The organism is Pseudomonas sp. B16120, from assembly GCF_044218845.1.
GTDB classification, from domain to species: Bacteria; Pseudomonadota; Gammaproteobacteria; order Pseudomonadales; family Pseudomonadaceae; genus Aquipseudomonas; species Aquipseudomonas paracarnis.
In genome coordinates, this window is record NZ_CP162588.1 from 3863774 (window position 1) to 3881929 (window position 18156).

Sequence of the window (18156 nt, forward strand, 5' to 3'; positions counted from 1 at the left end):
CCCTGTTCAATCCCTCATTGGCACACTAATGGCCCGATCAAGGGCACGTCCTGTTGCTGCTCGTCCATATCGAAGGTTGCCTGGCAGGTGCGGCCCTGTCCCAAAGTGACCTGCAAGGTGTTGTGGGCGCTGAGGTTTTCCAGGTACACCAGGCCATCCCAGCCGACCACCGCCTGGGTGTTGCTTTGCTCGTGCACCACCAGGCTGCCCAGCGGCAACTCCTGATGCTGGCGGTCCACCAGGGTGATGCTTGCAGCGAGCACCCGGCGCAGGGGGAATTCCAGCAGGTAGCCACTGCCTCGGCGCACCGACACGCGCTGTTCCACATTGGGGCTTTGCACATTCGCCGGTAGGTTCAACGGGTCGATCTCGTATTTGCCGCGGTAATAGGCACTGCTCCACGGCACCAGCAAATGGCCGTTGCGGTCGGTCTGGCCCACCAGCTGGTTTTCGTAGCGCACCGGAATCCCGGCAAAGCCCTGGGTGCTCACGACCACAAAGGCGTCATTGATGCGGTTGGCGGCAAAGGTTTCGCCGCCCATCCACACCAGTGAGCCGCTGGCATCGGCCCAGCGCGTCATGGCCTCGCTGCTGCCGTACACGCCGGCCTGCAACTGCACCGACTGCAAGCGCCAGGTCAGGTCGGCCTGTCGATAGCTGGGGGCATCGCCCTGGGCATAGCCGAGGTTGTAGCCCACCCCGCCTTCGCTGGGCACCGCGCGGCTGTAGTTGATGCGCTGGCGACTGGCGCCGTCCTTGCTGCGCTCGGTACTCAAGGCCAGGCTGCCGTTGAGGTCGAACGGGATGACCAGTTGCGCCTGCATGGCCCAGTTGCTGTCACCGATTTCGCGGTTGGCTGACAGATAAAAGCTGGTGTTGCGCCACAACGGTTTGCTCCAGCTCAGGTTGAGCAGGCGCGTGCGCGAGTCGTCCGCCGCCTGCACGTCGAAATAACCCAGGCCCAGGCTGCCGAAACGTTGGAGGTTGAGACTCAGGGTCACCTGCTCGCTGCGCTTGCTGAGGCTGGCGTAAGGGGTATCGACCAGAGTCAGGTCGGCGTAGTCGTCGCGGCGCTCCACCCGTTGGTACATAAAGCTGTAGCGCGTGCTGTTGTACTGGTAACCGAGGCTCAGTTGCTGGCCCGTGCGGCTGTCGAACTGGCTCTGGCTGAGGGCGGTATTGAGCACGCCGAAGTTGCCCAGGCGCAGGTTGCCGCCGAGCCCGCCGAGGGTCAGGTCGCTGGAGGCTTCGGCGTGGCTTTCCAGGGTCAGGTTATCGGAATAGCCGTAGCGGAACGTGCCACTGGCCACGCCCGGCCCGTAGCCGAAGTCCCGCAGGGTGTAGTCACGGCGCAAGGTACCGGCGGCCAGCGAAAAATCCGTCAAGCCTTGTTGCAGCAAGGTGCTGGTGACGTAGAACGGCACCGTGGTCGACACTTGGCGTCCCAGGGCGTCGGTAGTGACCACCACGGCCTCGCCGGCACCGTTGATAAACGGGATGTTGGTCAGGGTGTAGGGGCCGGGTTGCAACTGTGCGCTGTCGGATTTATAGCCGTTGATAAACAGATCCACCGACGACGGCACCGCCGCCTCACCGGCAAACTGCGGCAAGGGGTACGTGACCAGGTCGGGGCGCACGGCAAAATCCCGCGACAGTTGCACCCCGCCCAGGCGCACCGAACTGCTCCAGGGCAGCGCACCGCTGATCACGTCGCCAGCCTCGTAGGTCAGCAGGCGCTCATCGTCGGAGAAACGCCAGGTGGTGTCGTAACGTCGGTAACCATTGTTGAGGGTGCCGCCGCTGACTCCGTCGGACAGGGTCTGGCGCAGTTGCCCGGTGTTGGACAAGGTGCCCCAGGTGTCGAACAGCCGCACTTCGTTCCACGCTGCGAGGTAACTGCCGCCGTCGTCGGTGTCATTGAAATACACGTCATAGTTGAGCAAGGCGCCGAAGCTGCTCATGGCCTGGGTACGCGGATAGGTATTGCGGTTGCCGATGAACTGTTCCTGCAGCCAGGAAGGCGGCACATCCAGCAGCAGGCGCTGGCCGTTGCTGTCGTAGTCGCTGTGCAGGCCCGGCACCTGGTCCAGGGCCACACTGCCGACGGGCTCACCGGGCAGTTTCATGCCCACGTCCTGCAACGCGCTGGCCGGCACAAACAGCTGGCCGGCGCGCTGCTCGACCGCGATGACGCGGCCGGTGTCCATCTGGTTGACCACCAGTTCCAGAAACAGCTGTGCATCGGCAACTGCCTCCATGCTGCCGGGCGGCGGCGGTAAGTCGCCCGCCATCGCTGCGCCCCACAGCCCGCTTGCCACTGCCACCGACGGCCATAAAACCCGAGCCCAACCACGACTCACCATGGCGTTGTGTCCTTCAATGGACATCTCCATCCTGTGAAAACCCGGGCGTGTGCCCGTTGCGCTACATAACGGTTAGCGCTTGGGCGCCAGGCTCTCCAGTTGCGGCGCGCCGTTGACCCTGACCTGCAACGGCTGGTCGGCCGATACGGCATCCGGCACCGGCCAGCGCATGCTCGCGCCCGGCAGCACATAGCCGAGCAAGCCTTCTACCAACGGCCGGGTCTGCCCGCCCTGTTTGAATGACGCATCGGTAAGCCGCGCATGCACGGCGCCCTGGTTGCGCACCTCGATGTAGTTGCGCCCTGCCACGTTGACCTTTTGCCAGCTCAACTGCGGCTTGCCCGCGCCCTTGGGATCGCGCTGCCGGGTAGCGTCATCTTTGCTCCACAAGCCGGCGCCGTAGGCAAACAGCGGCACCGAATAACGCATCTGAAAGCGAATCGCCGCCGCCGTGTTCTTGCCCTCCGGCGGCGCCGGCACCTGCAACGCCGAGGGGATTTCATCAATGATGATGCGATAGGCCAACTCCTGCCCCGGCGGCACTTCCCGGGTGCGGGTCAGGCGCACCAGTTGCTTCTGGCCCGGCTCGATCTTGGCCACCGGCGGGCTGCCGATCACATCGCGCTGGTTCTGGTACTGCTCGTCAAAGCCATTCTGGCTCCAGGCAAACACGCGGATCTGCAGGTTGGCGGTCTCGGTGCCACGGTTCTCCAGCCACAGCGCGCTGGCCTGTTGGTCAGCCTCCAGCACCGGGTCGATGGGCCAGATCAGCACCGAACTGGCCGCCTGTACAAACCCTGCCGAGCACAACGCCCCCAAGGCGAAACCCGCGGTCCATAACCGTCGCAAAGCACAACCCATGACACCCCTCCTTAAAACCGTTAGCCCTACCACGTCAGCTGCACCTGCAGCGTGTCGCTGTACGTCCCCCCAGGCTGATTGCCCGGTAAAACCACCCGCCCGTAAATCGGCAGGCTGATGTTGCTCGCATCGCTGTAGGTCACGCTGACGCTCTGGTTGATCCCCAGGCTCTGGCTGAACGCCGCATCGCGAAACAATTGGTAAGCCACCCGCGCGCTGCCACTGTTGAGCTGCAAATTGCGCCCGGTGCTGCTGTACAGGCCGCCATCCACGCTCATGCTCAGGGCCACGCCCGGTGTGCATTGCAGGGTTACGCCGCCAGTGAGAGCCGCTGTGACCGTGCTGGTGGCCAGGGCCGAATAGCTGCCGTAGGCCAAGGTGCCGTAGTTGGCGCCGCCGCCCACGATCAGACAGCCCGGCGTGATGGTCGCACTCACCTGGAAGCTCTGGTTGACCACCGCCGACAGCGGCAACGGTATCGCCAGGCCGATGGCGAGCAACACCCTGGGCCACATCGTTAGAACGTCAGTTCCACGGCCACGGTGTCGGTGTAGGTGCCCGCCGGCAGTCCCGCCTTGCCCACCGCCCGGCCGTAAAGGTTGACGGTCTGCGCCACGCCGGTACTGGTGGCGAGGGTCACCACGCCGTCAATCGCCAACAGCGCTGAACGCCCGCTGTCAGTGTAGAAATCGTAGGGCACGAAGTTACCCACGCCATCGGCCAGCGCACGGGTGCCACCGGGGGAAGCACCGTCGTGGGCGCCGGCACGCACCTTGATCGTTGGCGCGGTGCCAGCCGAACACAGGATCGACAACGCCCCGCCGGTACCGGTGCCGCCGAGCAGCTGGGCGTCGGCATTGGTAAACAGGCTGTTGGTGGTGCCGAAGTTCAAGCTACCGAAATTCAACCCGGTGGCCGCCCCGGAGCCGTTGACCTGGCAACTGGCGATCAAGGTCAGGCTGGAACTGATCTGCCCGGTCACCGTGGTCGCCGCGTTCAGGCTGGACGCCAGCCCCAGGCCCAGGGCACAGAGGCCGATTCGCGATACAAGTACATGCATGATATCCATCCTCATGGTTTACCAATCCAGAGTCACCGTCAGGGTGTCTGTGTAGAGGCCGGCCGGTAGGGCCCTGGTATTCGCCACCACGGAACCGAATACCGGGATCGGTACCTGGGTGCCCTGGGTCACGACGAAATTGCGTTGCTGGCCGATCCTGTAGGCACTGTGCCCCTGGGGGTCAGCCGACAGTCGATAGGGAATGGTCTGGCGGCCATTGCTCAGGCGTCGCGTGGTCCCGTCGCCGTTAGCACCCCCGTCGATGGTCACCGTGAAACTGCTGACCACCGAAGGATTGCACGACACCGACAGCGGCGCCTTGTCGCCATCGGAGATCGCCGCGTCCAAGGTCTCGTTCCAGGTCGGCCCCTGGCTGCCAAAGTCCAACAGCGCGGTGCCGCCTTCGGGCGTGACCGGCGCGGTTTCCACGCCCTTGCTCACTTCGCAACTGGCGGTGATCACCAACCGCGCGTGGACCTGGCCGTTGACCACCGCCGCCTGCGCGTCATCCGCCAGCAACAGCAGGCCACCCAGGGCCGTCACGGCCAGGTAGCGGCTTACCATGTGACCGTGACCTTGAGCAGGTCGGAATAACGGCCGACGGCGGGGATGTCCTTGAGCGGTTCGATGCGCCCATACAGCGGCAGGTCGACAGAGCCAGTGTCCGGCACGCGGCCACTGATCGGCACGTCCACCGGCAAGGGGATCAGCCGCGCGGCGTCAGCATAGATTCGATAGGGAATGGGCCGGCTGGAGGGCGCCGGATTGGCGAGATAACGCACTTCGCCGGCGCCGCCATGCAGGCCGCCGTCAACGCGCATTTGGTAAGGCGTGTCGGGGTTACATTCCAGGCGCGGCTGGCGCTGGCTGATCAGGGCCGCACTCAGGGGGCCGGCCGGGTCATCCAGACGCGGGCCGCTGCCGAAATCCAATACGCCAAGTTGCTCGATGCCCGCATTGCGGGTGGTGCCCACCAACTGGCAACCCCGCTGCACGTCGATGCGCACCTGCACCTGGAGTTGCGCAGCAAACACCGTGTTGCAGAGCATCGTGCCCATGACAGCCAATACCGCCGGTCCCTTCACAGCCCCAATTCCTTATACAGGGGTGACAACTGTGTATGAGGTTAGCCAGTTAACGCGAAAGTGCCAGTTTGCAAGGCTTGGGGCCCTTCACTATTGGTCAAATGGCATCGGGCGTCCTACAGTGAGCGACCACCGTAATACAGAGTGTTTATTCTTGGCCGTGCTTGCCCTGCTCCAGCGCCTGCTGGGTAAAAAAACCGACGCCTCGGACGCCTCGCCTATCCCGGCGTATTTTCAAAAAAAGGCCGAACAACAGGGCTATACCCTCAGTGATGGGCAAATCCGGGCGATTACCGCCCTGAATCGCGAAGCTCAACACCTGCTCAACGGCCAGACCACGCGCAGCCTGTACCTGCATGGCCCGGTGGGGCGTGGCAAAAGCTGGCTGCTGGATGGATTTTTCCAGGCACTGCCCATCGCCGAGAAGCAACGTGTGCATTTCCACACTTTCTTCGCCCGGCTGCACCAAGGCATGTTCCTGCACCGCGGACATGATGATGCTCTGGGCGTCACGCTGGACGAGCTGCTGGCCGGCTGCCGAGTGCTGTGTTTCGACGAATTCCATGTGCACGATATCGGCGATGCGATGCTCATCAGCCGTTTGTTCAAGGCCCTGTTCCAGCGCGGTGTGCTGGTGTTGGTGACCTCCAACTACCCACCCGAAGGCTTGCTGCCCAATCCGCTGTATCACGAGCGTTTCAAACCGGTGATCGAGCTGATCGCCGCGCGCATGGAGGTGCTGGAAGTCAGTGCGCCTCAGGACTTTCGCAGCCTGGCCCAGGCCCACGCGCAACAGCGCTTCACGGGCGGCCAGTACGTCTGGCCAGGTACCGCTGGACAGCGTGAAAGCCTGGGCCTGCCTGCCACAGATTGCCCGGCGCAAACCCTGAAGGTCGGCACTCGGCAGTTAACGTGCCGAGGCCATCAGGCACGAACCATCGCGTTCACCTTCAATGACCTGTGCGAACAACTCACGGCGGTCATGGATTACCTGTTGTTGTGCCAGGACTTCGACCACTGGATCATCGACGGCCTGCCGCAGTTGGCCGAATGCCCCATCGCCGTGCAACAGCGCTTTATCAATCTGGTAGACGTGCTCTACGACCAGGACAAGCAAGTGACGCTGATCGGCCATCAGCCCTTGGATAAATGCCTGGAAGGCCAAGCCATCGACCTCGCCCGCACCGCCAGTCGCCTGCGCCAATTGCAGACGCTGTGCCCGCAAACCGCGTCCGAGCCGCTATCATGAGCGCCTTTTACGCCCTCTTCCGAGCACCGCGCCCTGCATGAATACCCTCGCCCAACTCAAGGCTGGCCAATTGGCTGGCGTTACGCGCCTGGACCTGGCCTGCGGGCTGACCGAGTTTCCCCGGGAAATCTTCGAACTGGCCGACTCGCTGGAAATCCTCAACCTCACCGGCAACGCCCTGAGCAGCTTGCCCGACGACCTGCACCGCCTGACGAACCTGCGCGTGCTGTTCTGTTCGGACAACGCCTTTACCGAACTGCCGCAATGCCTGGGCCAGTGCGCCAAGCTGAGCATGATCGGCTTCAAGGCCAACCAGATCAGCCAGGTAGCCGCCGCTGCCCTGCCGCCACAATTGCGCTGGCTAATCCTCACCGACAACTGCATCCGCCAATTGCCCGATGAACTGGGTCAGCGCCCGTTACTGCAAAAGTTGATGTTGGCCGGTAACCAGTTGACCGACCTGCCGCCAAGCCTGGCCCAGTGCCAAAACCTGGAGTTGATCCGCATCGCCTCCAACCGCCTCACCCACCTGCCGCAGTGGCTGCTGACCCTGCCGAGCCTGACCTGGCTGGCCTACGCCGGCAACCCGGTGGAAATGGCCGTGCAGGTAAGCGCTGACGAGGCGACGCCGAACATCGCCTGGCAGGAACTGGAAATGGGCGAAGTCCTGGGCGAAGGCGCTTCGGGGATTATTCGCAAGGCGCTGTGGAAACCCCATGCGTTGCCAGTCGCGGTCAAGCTGTACAAGGGCACCATCACCAGCGACGGTTCACCGCTGCATGAAATGCAAGCCTGCATCGCTGCCGGCCTGCATCCCAACCTGATCAAGGTTGAAGGGCGCGTCGTCGGCCATCCCGATAACCAGGCCGCCCTGGTGATGGAGCTGATCGACCCCAGTTACCGCAACCTCGCAGCCCTGCCGAGCCTGGCGTCGTGCACGCGGGATGTCTACGCACCCACCACCCGTTTCAGCCTGGACGTGGCACTGCGCATGGCGCGGGGCATTGCTTCGGTGGCGGCGCACCTGCATCGGCACGGCATTACCCATGGTGACCTGTATGGTCACAATATTTTGTGGAACGCAGAAGGTGATTGCTTGCTGGGAGACTTTGGCGCGGCCTCCTTCCATGCCACGGCGGACACGTTGGAAACCCGTGCGCTGCAGCGTATTGAAGTGCGCGCGTTCGGAGTGTTGCTGGGGGAATTGTTGGCGCGGGTTGAGGCCAGTGACGAAGGCTTGCAGGCACTGCAACAACGCTGCTGCCAGCCGGATGTGCTGGCGCGGCCGGGCTTTGAAGAAATTGAGGTCTTGCTCGAATCTATGCAACACCACTAAACCAATGTGGGAGCGGGCTTGCTCGCGAATGCGGTGGAACAGCCAATACATCTGTTGACTGTCACACCGCATTCGCGAGCAAGCCCGCTCCCACAGGTTGACCGCGTGTACTCAGATAAACATCAGCCCGCCAGGCCGACAAACATATCCTGCACATCATCATGGTTGTCCAGGCCTTCCAGGAACGCCTCGACTTCTGCCATCTGCTCATCGGTCAAACCGCTGACCGGGTTCTTGGAGATATAACCCAGCTTGGCCGACAGCACGGTGAAGCCCTGCTCCGGCAAGGCCTTCTGCACAGCATCCAGGTCGGTGGTTTCGGTGATGAACAAGGTGGCGCCTTCTTCACCCTCTTCAAAGTCCTGGGCGCCCGCTTCGATAGCGGCCATTTCCGGATCAGCGTCCGGCGTGTCCGGCGATGCTTCGATCAGGCCCACATGGTTGAAATCCCAGGCCACCGAACCGGAAGCGCCCAGTTGGCCTTTGCGGAAGGCCACGCGGATTTCCGCCACGGTGCGGTTGATGTTGTCGGTCACGCACTCGACGATCAAAGGCACCTGGTGCGGCGCGAAACCTTCGTAGGTCACGCGGTGGTATTGCACGGTCTCACCGAGCAGACCGGCGCCCTTTTTGATTGCGCGGTCCAGGGTTTCCTTGGGCATCGAGGCTTTTTTGGCCTGTTCCACCACCAGGCGCAGGTGCGCGTTGGTCGCGGTATCGGCGCCGTTGCGGGCGGCGATGGTGATTTCTTTCACCAGCTTGCCGAAAATCTTGCCCTTGGCATTGGCTGCCGCTTCTTTATGTTTGACTTTCCACTGTGCGCCCATGACTTACTCTCTTATTTCCATCGCGCCGAAACGTCTACTGGCCGGCGCTTTGGGGGCAGAGTTTATAGCGCGAGAACGCTTCGTTCCACCAAAAAACCGGCCAGGGTACTCAGGTGCGCAAGGGTTTGATCACCGCATTGCGGTCCGGCACAAAATCCCCCGCCTGGGCCAGTACGGCGGGCCTGGCATTCCAATAGGGCATCAGCACCAACGAAGAAAACAGCGCCGCACCGGCAAACACGATAAATACCGTCACGGTATCGAAATAGCCTGGCAGCAAACCACCCAGAATCGCCCCCACCGAACCGCAGCCGTTCACAAAACCCGCGGCGGTAGCGCCGGCCTTGGCGGTGCCGAAGTCGATGGCCGCCGTGCTGCTGATCATTGAGTCGGGCCCATACAGCGTCAGCCCCATGACAAACAGCAACGTCATCACCAGCACCACACTGCCGGTGTGCAGCGCGCCCATGAAAAGCGCCAGGGCAACCGTCAGCGCCAACAGGCTCAGCACACAGGCGGGCATGCGCCGGGCGCCGAACAGTTTGTCGGAGGCCAGGCCGATCAACACTGGCCCCAGTAAACCAGCCAACTCAAACGCGGTGGGCACGATGGCGGCGCCGACCTTGCCCACCGACGGCATCTGCTCGTAGACGATCACCGGCCCCCACAACAGAATCGCGTAGCGCGCCGGCTTGAGCAGGAAGTACGCCAGCCCCAGGGTCAACACTGTGCGGTTACGCAGGATCGCGCGCAGGGGTTCGAGTACGCTGACGCGCTGCTGGGCGGCCAACTGCTCGGCGCTCAGCACCGGCTCAGGCTCGACTGCCGGCAAGCCCACATCCTGCGGGGTATTGCGCTGGAACATAAAGAACAGCACGGCCACCACCGCTACCACTGCGGCACTGGAAATAAACGCCGCATGCCAACTACCGATCAGCGTATAGGCCCACCAACCGGCAAACGGTGACGCGACCAATCCGCCGAACGCGTAACACGAACTCCATAACCCCAGCACCCGCCCCCGCTGCTGGGCCGGGAAGAAACTGCCGAGGTTCTTGCACAGCCCCGACCAGCCAGTGGACTGGGCCAAGCCCTGTACCAACATGCAGGTAACAAAGATCGGCAAGGTGGCAAAGGTGCCCATCACCAGCGCTGCGCCTGCGGAAATCAGCAAGCCACCGAGCACCACCACCCGTGGTCCAAAGCGGTCGGCAAGCATGCCCCAAGTGAACTGGCCTACGGCATACGCGGCGAGGTAGAGGCCATCCAGGTTGGCCATCATCATTTTGTCGAGGGGGAAACTCGGGTCGTCGCCGATCCCCAGCTTCGCCACTGAAAACGCTTTGCGGGTGAAATAGAACGCGGCATACGCCAGCCAGGTGATGGCAAAAATCTGCACGCGCCAACGCTTGATGCTACCCATAGGGATATTCATGGTGGTTCTGACCTCAGGTGTGAGTGTGCCGGCAGAATCGAAAGAAAACGCCTGTTGTTTTTATGGTTGAGCACTGCAATGCCGGGCCTTGGAGAGCGCGGTATTGGTCAGATGGGTGCGGTGTGCCTGCCCCCATGGCAGCCGTGGTTGTAGGACTCAACCTACGGCGACTGAGGCGCATGAAAGCAATGGCTGACTCATAGGTAAAATCGATTTATCGTATTTCAAATATAAGCCCAGCTTGTAAGAGGACGCGCTATGTCGGTTTCCCATGCCCAGCTCAAAGCCTTCCATGCGGTGGCCATTCACGGCAGTTTTACCGGGGCGGCCGAACGCCTGTTCCTGACCCAGCCTGCGATTTCCGACCAAGTGCGCAAACTGGAAGAGCGCTTCGGCGTGTTGCTGTTCCACCGCAACAAGCGCTCGGTGCGCCTGACCGATCTGGGTGAGCGCCTGCTGGGCATCACTCAGCGCCTGTTTGTGATCGAAGCCGAAGCCGAAGAATTGCTGCAGGATTCACGCGCCCTGCTCACCGGCACCCTCACCCTGGCGGTGGATGCGCCCGTGCACGTACTGCCGCAGATTGCGCGCTTCTGCCAGCGCTACCCTGGGATCAGCGTGAAAATCGAAACCGGCAACACCGATGAGTCGCTGTCGCGCCTTTACAACTACCAGGCCGACCTGGCGCTGTTGGGGCGCGATGTCGATGATCCGCGCCTGTTGTCACTGCCGCTGCCCGACGATCAACTACTGGCTTTTGTCGCACGTGACCATGCCTGGGCCGGGCGCGAATCGATTTGCCTGGCCGACCTCGATAACACTCCGCTGGTGCTGCGGGAAACCGGCTCGGTCACCCGTCAAACCCTGGAGCAGGAAATGCGCCAGGCCGGCCTGCGCATTCGCTCGGCCATCCAGGTGGAAGGCCGCGAAGCCGCCCGGGAAGCCGTGGTGGTGGGGATTGGCGTGGGCGTGGTGTCGGCGGCAGAGTTCGGCGCAGACGCGCGGGTATACGCCATGCCGATCCGCGATTGCACACAACGCATGAAAGAAACCCTGGTGTGCCTGAAAGAGCAGAGTTCACGCCGCGTGGTCGCGACCTTCCTGGAGATCGTGCGTGAGAGCCTTCACGCCAACTCGAAAAACGCCTGAATCAAGCGCAGCGAGCGGCGCCGCTCCATGCAGCCGAGCATGTGCCGGTTCAGCAGGCCATCGCCCAGGATCGGTACCGCCTGTACACGCGGGTCCGGGCTGACCTCCATCGACGACACCACGCCCACCCCTAACTCTGCCGCCACCGCTTCGGTCACGGCTTCACGACTGTCCAGTTCCAGCAGCACCTTGGGTTGCACATTCGCCGCCAGGCACGCGTCATCAAAAGTGCGGCGGGTGATGGAGCTCGGCTCGCGCAGCACCATGATCACCTCATGCAGCTGCGCCAGTTCAATACCGCTGGCCTGCCTGGCCCACGGATGCGCAGCCGGCACCAAGGCGCAAATCCGTGACTCGTCCAGGGGTTGCAAGTGCAGGCCATTGCGCGGCTCCACCTCGGTGAGCACCGCCACATCGGCATGTTCGGACAGCAGCGCCGCCAGGGTTTCCTGAGCATTGCCCAAACGCAGGTTCACGGTAATGCCAGGGTAGCGCGCGCGCAGGCTGGCGATCATCGGCATGACCAAGTGAGGGCCGTCCGCCGCCACTTCCAGGCGCCCGGTGAGCAACTGGCGGTTGGCCTCCAGCATGGTTTGCGCCTCGTCGACCAAACCGAAGATCGCCCGCGTGATGGCCGCCAGGCGTGCGCCCTCCTCGGTCAACTCCACCCGGCGGGCGGTGCGGCGCAACAGCGGGATCTGGTAGTGCTCCTCAAGCGCCTTGATATGCCCGGTCACTGCCGGCTGGCTGATAAACAGCCGAGCCGCCGCGCGGGTAAAACTGCCCTCACGGGCCACGGCATCGAATGCACGCAGTTGGAATAGGTTCATCGTTATCGGCCTCACTGATAGCTCGCATAACAACAAACAATTTGATTGATGACAAGCCAAACTGCAATTTAGGCGCCGTAGCTTGAACCCCAACACCTTGCGAGGATTTGACATGCCCACTGCCGCGCCGATCCTGTTGACCCCCGGCCCCCTGACCACCTCGACCCGCACCCGCCAGGCGATGATGGTGGATTGGGGGTCGTGGGACGACCGCTTCAACCAGCTCACAGCCAGTGTGTGCACGCATCTGCTGGCGATCCTCAACGGTGCGGACAGCCACCACTGCGTGCCGCTGCAAGGCAGCGGCACCTTCGCCGTCGAAGCGGCGATCGGCACCTTGGTTCCTCGCAATGGCAAGGTGCTGGTGTTGATCAACGGCGCCTACGGCAAGCGCCTGGCGAAAATCTGCGAGGTGCTTGGCCGCGAATTCAGCACCTTTGAAACCGCCGAAGACGAGCCCACCACTGCCGCCGATGTGGATCGCCTGTTGAGCTCCGACAGCGCCATCACCCACGTTGCGCTGATCCATTGCGAAACCAGCACGGGCATTCTCAACCCGTTGCCGCAGATCGCCGAGGTGGTCAAACGCCACGGCAAGCGCCTGATCATCGACGCCATGAGTTCCTTCGGCGCGCTACCGATTAATGCCCGCGAAATCCACTTCGACGCACTGATTGCCGCCTCGGGCAAATGCCTGGAAGGCGTGCCGGGGATGGGCTTTGTCTTTGCCGAAAAAGCGGCGCTGGCTGCGTCCCAGGGCAACTGCCATTCCCTGGCGATGGACCTGTTCGACCAGCACACCTATATGGCCAAGACCGGACAATGGCGCTTCACCCCGCCGACCCACGTGGTCGCCGCCCTGCATGAAGCCTTGCTGCAATACGCTGAGGAAGGCGGCCTGCCCGCCCGCCATCAACGCTACGCGGACAACTGCCAGGCACTGCTGGATGGCATGGCCGCGCTGGGCCTGCGCAGCTTTCTGCCGGCGGCAATCCAGGCGCCGATCATCGTCACCTTCCACGCCCCAAAAGACCCGCGCTACCAGTTCAAGGAGTTCTACGAACGGGTCAAGGCCCAGGGTTTCATCCTGTACCCCGGCAAATTGACCCAGGTGGAAACCTTTCGCGTGGGCTGCATCGGCCATGTCGACGCAGCCGGCATGCGCGCGGCGGTCGAGGCCATCGCCGAGGTGCTGCAAGAAATGGAAGTGTTGGATATTTGACTCCCCCCATTACCACAGGATCTGAACCATGAACTATCAAAACCCCAACACCCTCCAGGCCGTTATCCTCGACTGGGCCGGCACCGTGGTCGATTTCGGCTCCTTCGCCCCCACGCAGATTTTTGTCGAGGCCTTCGCCGAGTTCGACGTGCAGGTGTCTATCGAGGAAGCCCGTGGTCCGATGGGCATGGGCAAGTGGGACCATATCCGTACCCTCTGCGACCAGCCGCAGGTTGCCGAACGCTACCGCAAGGCGTTCGGCCGCACGCCGACCGACGACGATGTGACCGCCATTTACCAGCGCTTCATGCCGCTGCAGATCGAGAAGATCGCTGAACACTCGGCCCTGATCCCCGGCGCCCTCGACACCATTGCAGCGCTGCGGGCGCAAGGGATCAAGATCGGCTCCTGCTCCGGCTATCCCAAGCAAGTGATGGACAAGGTCGTGGCCCTGGCCGCCACCAACGGCTATGTCGCCGACCACGTCGTGGCTACCGACGAAGTCCCCAACGGTCGCCCTTGGCCGGCCCAGGCACTGGCCAACGTGATCGCCCTGGGCATTGATGATGTGGCCGCCTGCGTGAAGGTCGACGACACCGTGCCGGGCATTCTCGAAGGCCGACGTGCCGGCATGTGGACCGTGGCCCTGACCTGCTCGGGCAACGCGCTGGGCCTCACCTACGAGCAATTCCGCGCCCTGGACAGCGACACACTGGCTAGCGAGCGCCAGCGCATCGAGGCGATGTTCGAAGCTTCACGTCCACACTACCTGATTGACACCATCACCGATCTGCCACGGGTCATCAGTGACATCAACCAGCGCCTGGCCCGCGGGGAAATGCCGCAGGCCTACTGACCGAAGTCAAGACAAGGGCATTGGCGACAAGCGCAGCGCTCAAAACAGGCATACAGTTAATGCACTCCATCGCTAAAGAATGGAGGTATGCCCTGATGAGTGAGGAACACAGCGATGCCGTGGAAAAATTCCGATACGCGCTACAGCACTATGTCCATTGCGTTGCACTGGTTGATGGTGGTGCTGCTGGCGGTGGTCTACGCCTGCATTGAACTGCGCGGGCAATTCCCCAAAGGCAGCGGCGCACGCACGCTGATTGTGGAAATGCACTTTATGCTCGGCCTTACCGTGTTTGTGCTGGTATGGCTGCGCCTGTTCGCACGCAGCCTGGGGGTGGCGCCGAAGATCGTGCCGGCACCGCCGCAATGGCAGAACCTGCTGGCGAAGCTGATGCACTGGGCGCTGTATGCGTTGATGATCGGGTTGCCGATTGCCGGTTGGTTGATCGTCAGTGCCAAAGGGCATTCGGTGATGTTCTATGGAATGGAATTGCCGCCGCTGATCGCGGAAAACAAGGCGCTGGCCGAGGAGATTGAAGGCTGGCATGTGCTGTTCGCCCAGGTCGGTTATTGGTTGATCGGGCTGCATGCACTGGCGGGGATCTTTCATCATTATGTGGTGCGCGATAACACGGCGCTGCGCATGATGCCGGGTGGGAGGAGGCTTTAAGCCAACCCATTCATCGACTGAACTCAGGCCATCAGTTAAGCGCAACTCCCCTGTGGGAGCGGGCTTGCCCGCGAAGGCGGTGTGTCAGTCACAGTATCTCCTACTGCACTACCGCCTTCGCAGGCAAGCCCGCTCCCACAAGGGGTTTGCGTCAGTCGCTGAAGCCTCGGCGGCCTTGCAGGCCGCCGGTGTGGATGAAGATCAGGCGCGTGCCGGGGGCAAAGCGTCCGGCCTCGATCTGCTGTTTCAATGCCAGCAGCGCCTTGCCGGTGTAGAGCGGTTCCAACGGTAGACCGCATGCTTGCTCGGTGCACTGGATGAAGTCCAACAACAGCGGATCGACCTTGGCAAAGCCACCGCGACTGGCGTCCAGCAATGTATAGCCGTCCTGCACGATGGCACTCACGTTCTGCGCTACACCGTGATCATCCGGCACCGCCAGAGCACCATACACCCGATGCGCACCCGCCTCCGCCAGTGCCAGCCCCGCCACTGTCGTGCCGGTACCTGCCGCCAGCCACCAGGCGTCGTAATCGGTCCAACCGAGGCTGCCCAACTGCGCCCGCGCCTGCTCGGCCAACACGCCACAGCCCTGCGCCCCGGCCAGCCCACCGCCGCCTTCAGGTATCGGATGGAGGTGGGGATATTGTTCGCGCCAAGGCAGCCAAAAGCCCGGCTCGTGGCGTGCGCGATAGCCACCATAACCGAGCCAATGCAGTTGCATGCCGAAGGCCTTGAGGTCGAGCACCGTGGGTGTGTCTTGAGGATGGCCGCGCAACAGGCCGACGGTGGAGAAATCAAAGCGCTTGCCCGCGGCCGCCAATGCGTGCAGATGATTGGAGTAGGCTCCGCCGAGGCTGATAATACCTGACGCTCCGGCATCGCGAGCCTGGGCCAAGTGCTCGGTGAGCTTGAACCACTTGTTGCCGCTGATCAGCGGATCGATACGGTCCAGGCGCAGCACGGCCAGCTCGACTCCGTTCAGCCAATCCAACTGCAAAGATTCAAGGGGCGCGTGGGGCAGCCAGTCGAAAGGACCCATGTGGGCGCATCTGCATGAAAAAAGGGGCGGTAGTCTAACACCGCCCCTATTGTCGCCTTACAACTCGGCCGCCAGGCGCGAGCCCTGGTTGATGGCGCGCTTGGCGTCCAGTTCGGCCGCCACATCGGCGCCGCCGATCAGGTGCACGTTCTGGTTGGCCGCGACCAGGCCGTCGTGCAATTCGCGCAGCGGGTCCTGGCCGGCGCAGATGACGATATTGTCCACCGCCAGGACTTGCGGCTCGCCCTCAGCGCCGATGCGGATATGCAAGCCTTCATCGTCGATCTTCAGGTACTCAACGCTGTTGAGCATCTGCACCTGCTTGTTCTTCAAGCCGGTGCGGTGGATCCAGCCCGTGGTCTTGCCCAGGCCGTCGCCCACCTTGGAAGCCTTGCGTTGCAGCAGGAACACTTCACGGGCCGGCGCGTGGCGCTCGGGTTTGATCCCGGCCACGCCGCCACGGGCTTGCAGTTGGGTGTCGATGCCCCATTCTTTCCAGAACGCCTCGCGATCCAGGCTGGTGGAGACGCCTTGGTGCACGAGGAATTCAGACACGTCAAAACCGATGCCACCGGCGCCGATCACCGCCACGCGCTTGCCCACCGGCTTGCGCTCAAGGATCACGTCCAGGTAACTCAGGACCTTGGCGTTGTCGACACCGGGAATCGCCGGGGTACGCGGTGCGATGCCGGTGGCCAGGATCACCTCGTCATAACCACCCGCTACCAGTTGCGCAACGTCCACACGGGTGTTGAGGCACAGCTCGACGTGGGTGGTCTGCAATTTGCGCTTGAAATAACGCAGGGTCTCGAAGAACTCTTCCTTGCCCGGCACGCGCTTGGCGATATTGAACTGGCCGCCGATCTCGCTGGCCGAGTCGAACAAGGTCACTTGATGCCCGCGCTCGGCGGCCACGGTGGCAGCGGCCAGACCCGCGGGGCCTGCGCCGACGACCGCGACCTTTTTGATCTGCTTGACCGGCAGGTAATTGAGTTCGGTTTCGTAGCACGCCCGCGGGTTGACCAGGCAGGTGGTGAGCTTGCCGCCAAAGGTGTGGTCCAGGCAGGCCTGGTTGCAGCCGATGCAGGTATTGATCTCATCAGCGCGCCCGGCAGCGGCCTTGTTGACGAACTCGGGGTCGGCGAGAAACGGCCGCGCCATCGAGACCATATCGGCGTCGCCTTCGGCCAGGATCTGCTCAGCAATTTCCGGAGTGTTGATGCGGTTGGTGGTGATCAGCGGGATCTGTACCGAACCGCGCAATTTGGCCGTGACTTTACTGAACGCACCACGGGGTACCTTGGTGGCGATGGTCGGGATGCGGGCTTCGTGCCAGCCGATACCGGTGTTGATGAGCGTCGCGCCGGCCTGTTCGATGGCTTTGGCCAACTGCACGATTTCTTCCCAGACGCTGCCGCCTTCCACCAGGTCGAGCATCGACAGGCGGAAGATGATAATGAAGTTCGGGCCTACGGCTTCGCGTACCCGGCGCACGATTTCCACCGCCAGGCGCATGCGATTTTCAAAGCTGCCGCCCCAACGGTCGGTGCGATGGTTGGTGTGGGCGGCAAGGAACTGGTTAATGAAATAGCCTTCGGAACCCATGATTTCGACGCCGTCATACCCGGCGACCTGGGCCAGCAGCGAGCAGGTGACAAAATCCTGGATCTGCTTTTCGATGCCCTCTTCATCCAATTCCTTGGGCTTGAACGGGTTGATGGGCGCCTGGATAGCGCTCGGTGCCACCTGCTTGGGGCTGTAGGCGTAACGCCCAGCGTGGAGGATCTGCATGCAGATCTTGCCACCCGCGTCGTGCACGGCCTGGGTGACGATCTTGTGCTTGCGCGCCTCTTCTTCGGTGGTCAGCTTGGCTGCACCGGCGTACACGCCGCCCTCGTCATTGGGGCCGATACCGCCGGTGACCATCAGGCCCACGCCGCCACGGGCACGCTCGGCAAAGTAAGCGGCCATACGCTCGAAACCGCCGGGCTTTTCTTCCAGGCCAGTGTGCATCGAGCCCATCAGGGTACGGTTGCGCAAGGTGGTAAAACCCAGGTCCAACGGGGCCAGCAGGTGCGGGTAGGCAGCAGCGGTCATGGTACAGCTCCACAACGGATCATCACGGGACGTGGCGCACTCGAACGGCGTGCCATCGGTTTATGTCCCACAGAC

General features: G+C 62.7%; 17 protein-coding genes. 6 read left to right on the forward strand and 11 right to left on the reverse strand.

The genetic code is table 11. The features are described from left to right. Nucleotides 1-14 precede the first annotated feature (14 nt). The 6 genes from AB4P90_RS17790 to AB4P90_RS17815 all read right to left on the reverse strand — a co-directional run bounded on the left by AB4P90_RS17790 (nucleotide 15) and on the right by AB4P90_RS17815 (nucleotide 5333). Nucleotides 15-2363: a fimbria/pilus outer membrane usher protein gene (locus tag AB4P90_RS17790; protein ID WP_014718966.1), complete on the reverse strand. Its 2349-nt coding sequence runs from the start codon at nucleotides 2361-2363 to the stop codon at nucleotides 15-17. 72 nt (nucleotides 2364-2435) lie between these two features. Continuing rightward, nucleotides 2436-3224: a molecular chaperone gene (locus AB4P90_RS17795; RefSeq protein WP_072433893.1), complete on the reverse strand. Its 789-nt coding sequence runs from the start codon at nucleotides 3222-3224 to the stop codon at nucleotides 2436-2438. A gap of 26 nt (nucleotides 3225-3250) precedes the next feature. After that, complete coding sequence (locus AB4P90_RS17800; protein WP_014718968.1) at nucleotides 3251-3739, reverse strand: spore coat U domain-containing protein; 489 nt, start codon at nucleotides 3737-3739, stop codon at nucleotides 3251-3253. Between the two features lie 2 nt (nucleotides 3740-3741). Then, on the reverse strand, nucleotides 3742-4284 hold the full coding sequence (locus AB4P90_RS17805; protein ID WP_003192220.1) for a spore coat protein U domain-containing protein: 543 nt from the start codon (nucleotides 4282-4284) through the stop codon (nucleotides 3742-3744). Between the two features lie 18 nt (nucleotides 4285-4302). Continuing rightward, entirely contained in the window at nucleotides 4303-4848 is a 546-nt protein-coding gene (locus tag AB4P90_RS17810) for a spore coat protein U domain-containing protein (protein ID WP_395605198.1), read from the reverse strand. Then, nucleotides 4842-5333 (reverse strand): spore coat U domain-containing protein, encoded by a 492-nt coding sequence (locus tag AB4P90_RS17815; RefSeq protein ID WP_093114405.1) that lies wholly within the window; start codon nucleotides 5331-5333, stop codon nucleotides 4842-4844. The genes AB4P90_RS17810 and AB4P90_RS17815 overlap by 7 nt, the downstream gene beginning before the upstream one ends. Nucleotides 5334-5523: 190 nt before the next feature. Between AB4P90_RS17815 and zapE the strand changes: the two genes are divergently transcribed. Together zapE and AB4P90_RS17825 are read left to right on the forward strand one after the other, a co-directional pair. Further along, entirely contained in the window at nucleotides 5524-6618 is a 1095-nt protein-coding gene (zapE, locus tag AB4P90_RS17820; protein WP_395605199.1) for a cell division protein ZapE, read from the forward strand. Between the two features lie 37 nt (nucleotides 6619-6655). Beyond that, complete coding sequence (locus tag AB4P90_RS17825; protein ID WP_395605200.1) at nucleotides 6656-7954, forward strand: protein kinase; 1299 nt, start codon at nucleotides 6656-6658, stop codon at nucleotides 7952-7954. A 122-nt stretch (nucleotides 7955-8076) separates the two neighbouring features. On the opposite strand, the gene AB4P90_RS17830 is transcribed toward AB4P90_RS17825, so the two are convergent. Both AB4P90_RS17830 and AB4P90_RS17835 read right to left on the reverse strand, forming a co-directional pair. Continuing rightward, nucleotides 8077-8781, reverse strand: a complete 705-nt coding sequence (locus tag AB4P90_RS17830; protein ID WP_003192227.1) for a YebC/PmpR family DNA-binding transcriptional regulator — start codon at nucleotides 8779-8781, stop codon at nucleotides 8077-8079. A 109-nt stretch (nucleotides 8782-8890) separates the two neighbouring features. After that, nucleotides 8891-10216, reverse strand: coding sequence for an MFS transporter (locus tag AB4P90_RS17835; protein ID WP_020302353.1), 1326 nt, complete (start codon nucleotides 10214-10216; stop codon nucleotides 8891-8893). Nucleotides 10217-10474: 258 nt separating this feature from the next. On the opposite strand from AB4P90_RS17835, the gene AB4P90_RS17840 reads away from it, so the two are divergent. Further along, nucleotides 10475-11365, forward strand: coding sequence for a LysR substrate-binding domain-containing protein (locus AB4P90_RS17840; RefSeq protein ID WP_275968188.1), 891 nt, complete (start codon nucleotides 10475-10477; stop codon nucleotides 11363-11365). Here AB4P90_RS17840 and AB4P90_RS17845 read toward each other — a convergent pair. Beyond that, nucleotides 11341-12195, reverse strand: coding sequence for a LysR substrate-binding domain-containing protein (locus AB4P90_RS17845; protein WP_014718975.1), 855 nt, complete (start codon nucleotides 12193-12195; stop codon nucleotides 11341-11343). The genes AB4P90_RS17840 and AB4P90_RS17845 overlap by 25 nt on opposite strands. Before the next feature lie 112 nt (nucleotides 12196-12307). On the opposite strand from AB4P90_RS17845, the gene AB4P90_RS17850 reads away from it, so the two are divergent. From AB4P90_RS17850 to AB4P90_RS17860, 3 genes are all read left to right on the forward strand, one after another. Next, nucleotides 12308-13417, forward strand: a complete 1110-nt coding sequence (locus AB4P90_RS17850; protein ID WP_395605201.1) for a 2-aminoethylphosphonate--pyruvate transaminase — start codon at nucleotides 12308-12310, stop codon at nucleotides 13415-13417. Nucleotides 13418-13445: 28 nt separating this feature from the next. Next, a complete protein-coding gene (gene phnX / locus AB4P90_RS17855) occupies nucleotides 13446-14273 on the forward strand; it encodes a phosphonoacetaldehyde hydrolase (protein WP_014718977.1) in 828 nt (275 codons plus the stop codon). A gap of 114 nt (nucleotides 14274-14387) precedes the next feature. Then, nucleotides 14388-14942, forward strand: coding sequence for a cytochrome b (locus AB4P90_RS17860; RefSeq protein WP_014718978.1), 555 nt, complete (start codon nucleotides 14388-14390; stop codon nucleotides 14940-14942). 151 nt (nucleotides 14943-15093) lie between these two features. Here AB4P90_RS17860 and AB4P90_RS17865 read toward each other — a convergent pair whose 3' ends face one another. Beyond that, nucleotides 15094-15984, reverse strand: a complete 891-nt coding sequence (locus AB4P90_RS17865) for a 1-aminocyclopropane-1-carboxylate deaminase/D-cysteine desulfhydrase (RefSeq protein WP_289328775.1) — start codon at nucleotides 15982-15984, stop codon at nucleotides 15094-15096. Between the two features lie 57 nt (nucleotides 15985-16041). Next, on the reverse strand, nucleotides 16042-18081 hold the full coding sequence (locus tag AB4P90_RS17870; RefSeq protein ID WP_019819476.1) for an NADPH-dependent 2,4-dienoyl-CoA reductase: 2040 nt from the start codon (nucleotides 18079-18081) through the stop codon (nucleotides 16042-16044). Nucleotides 18082-18156 lie beyond the last annotated feature (75 nt).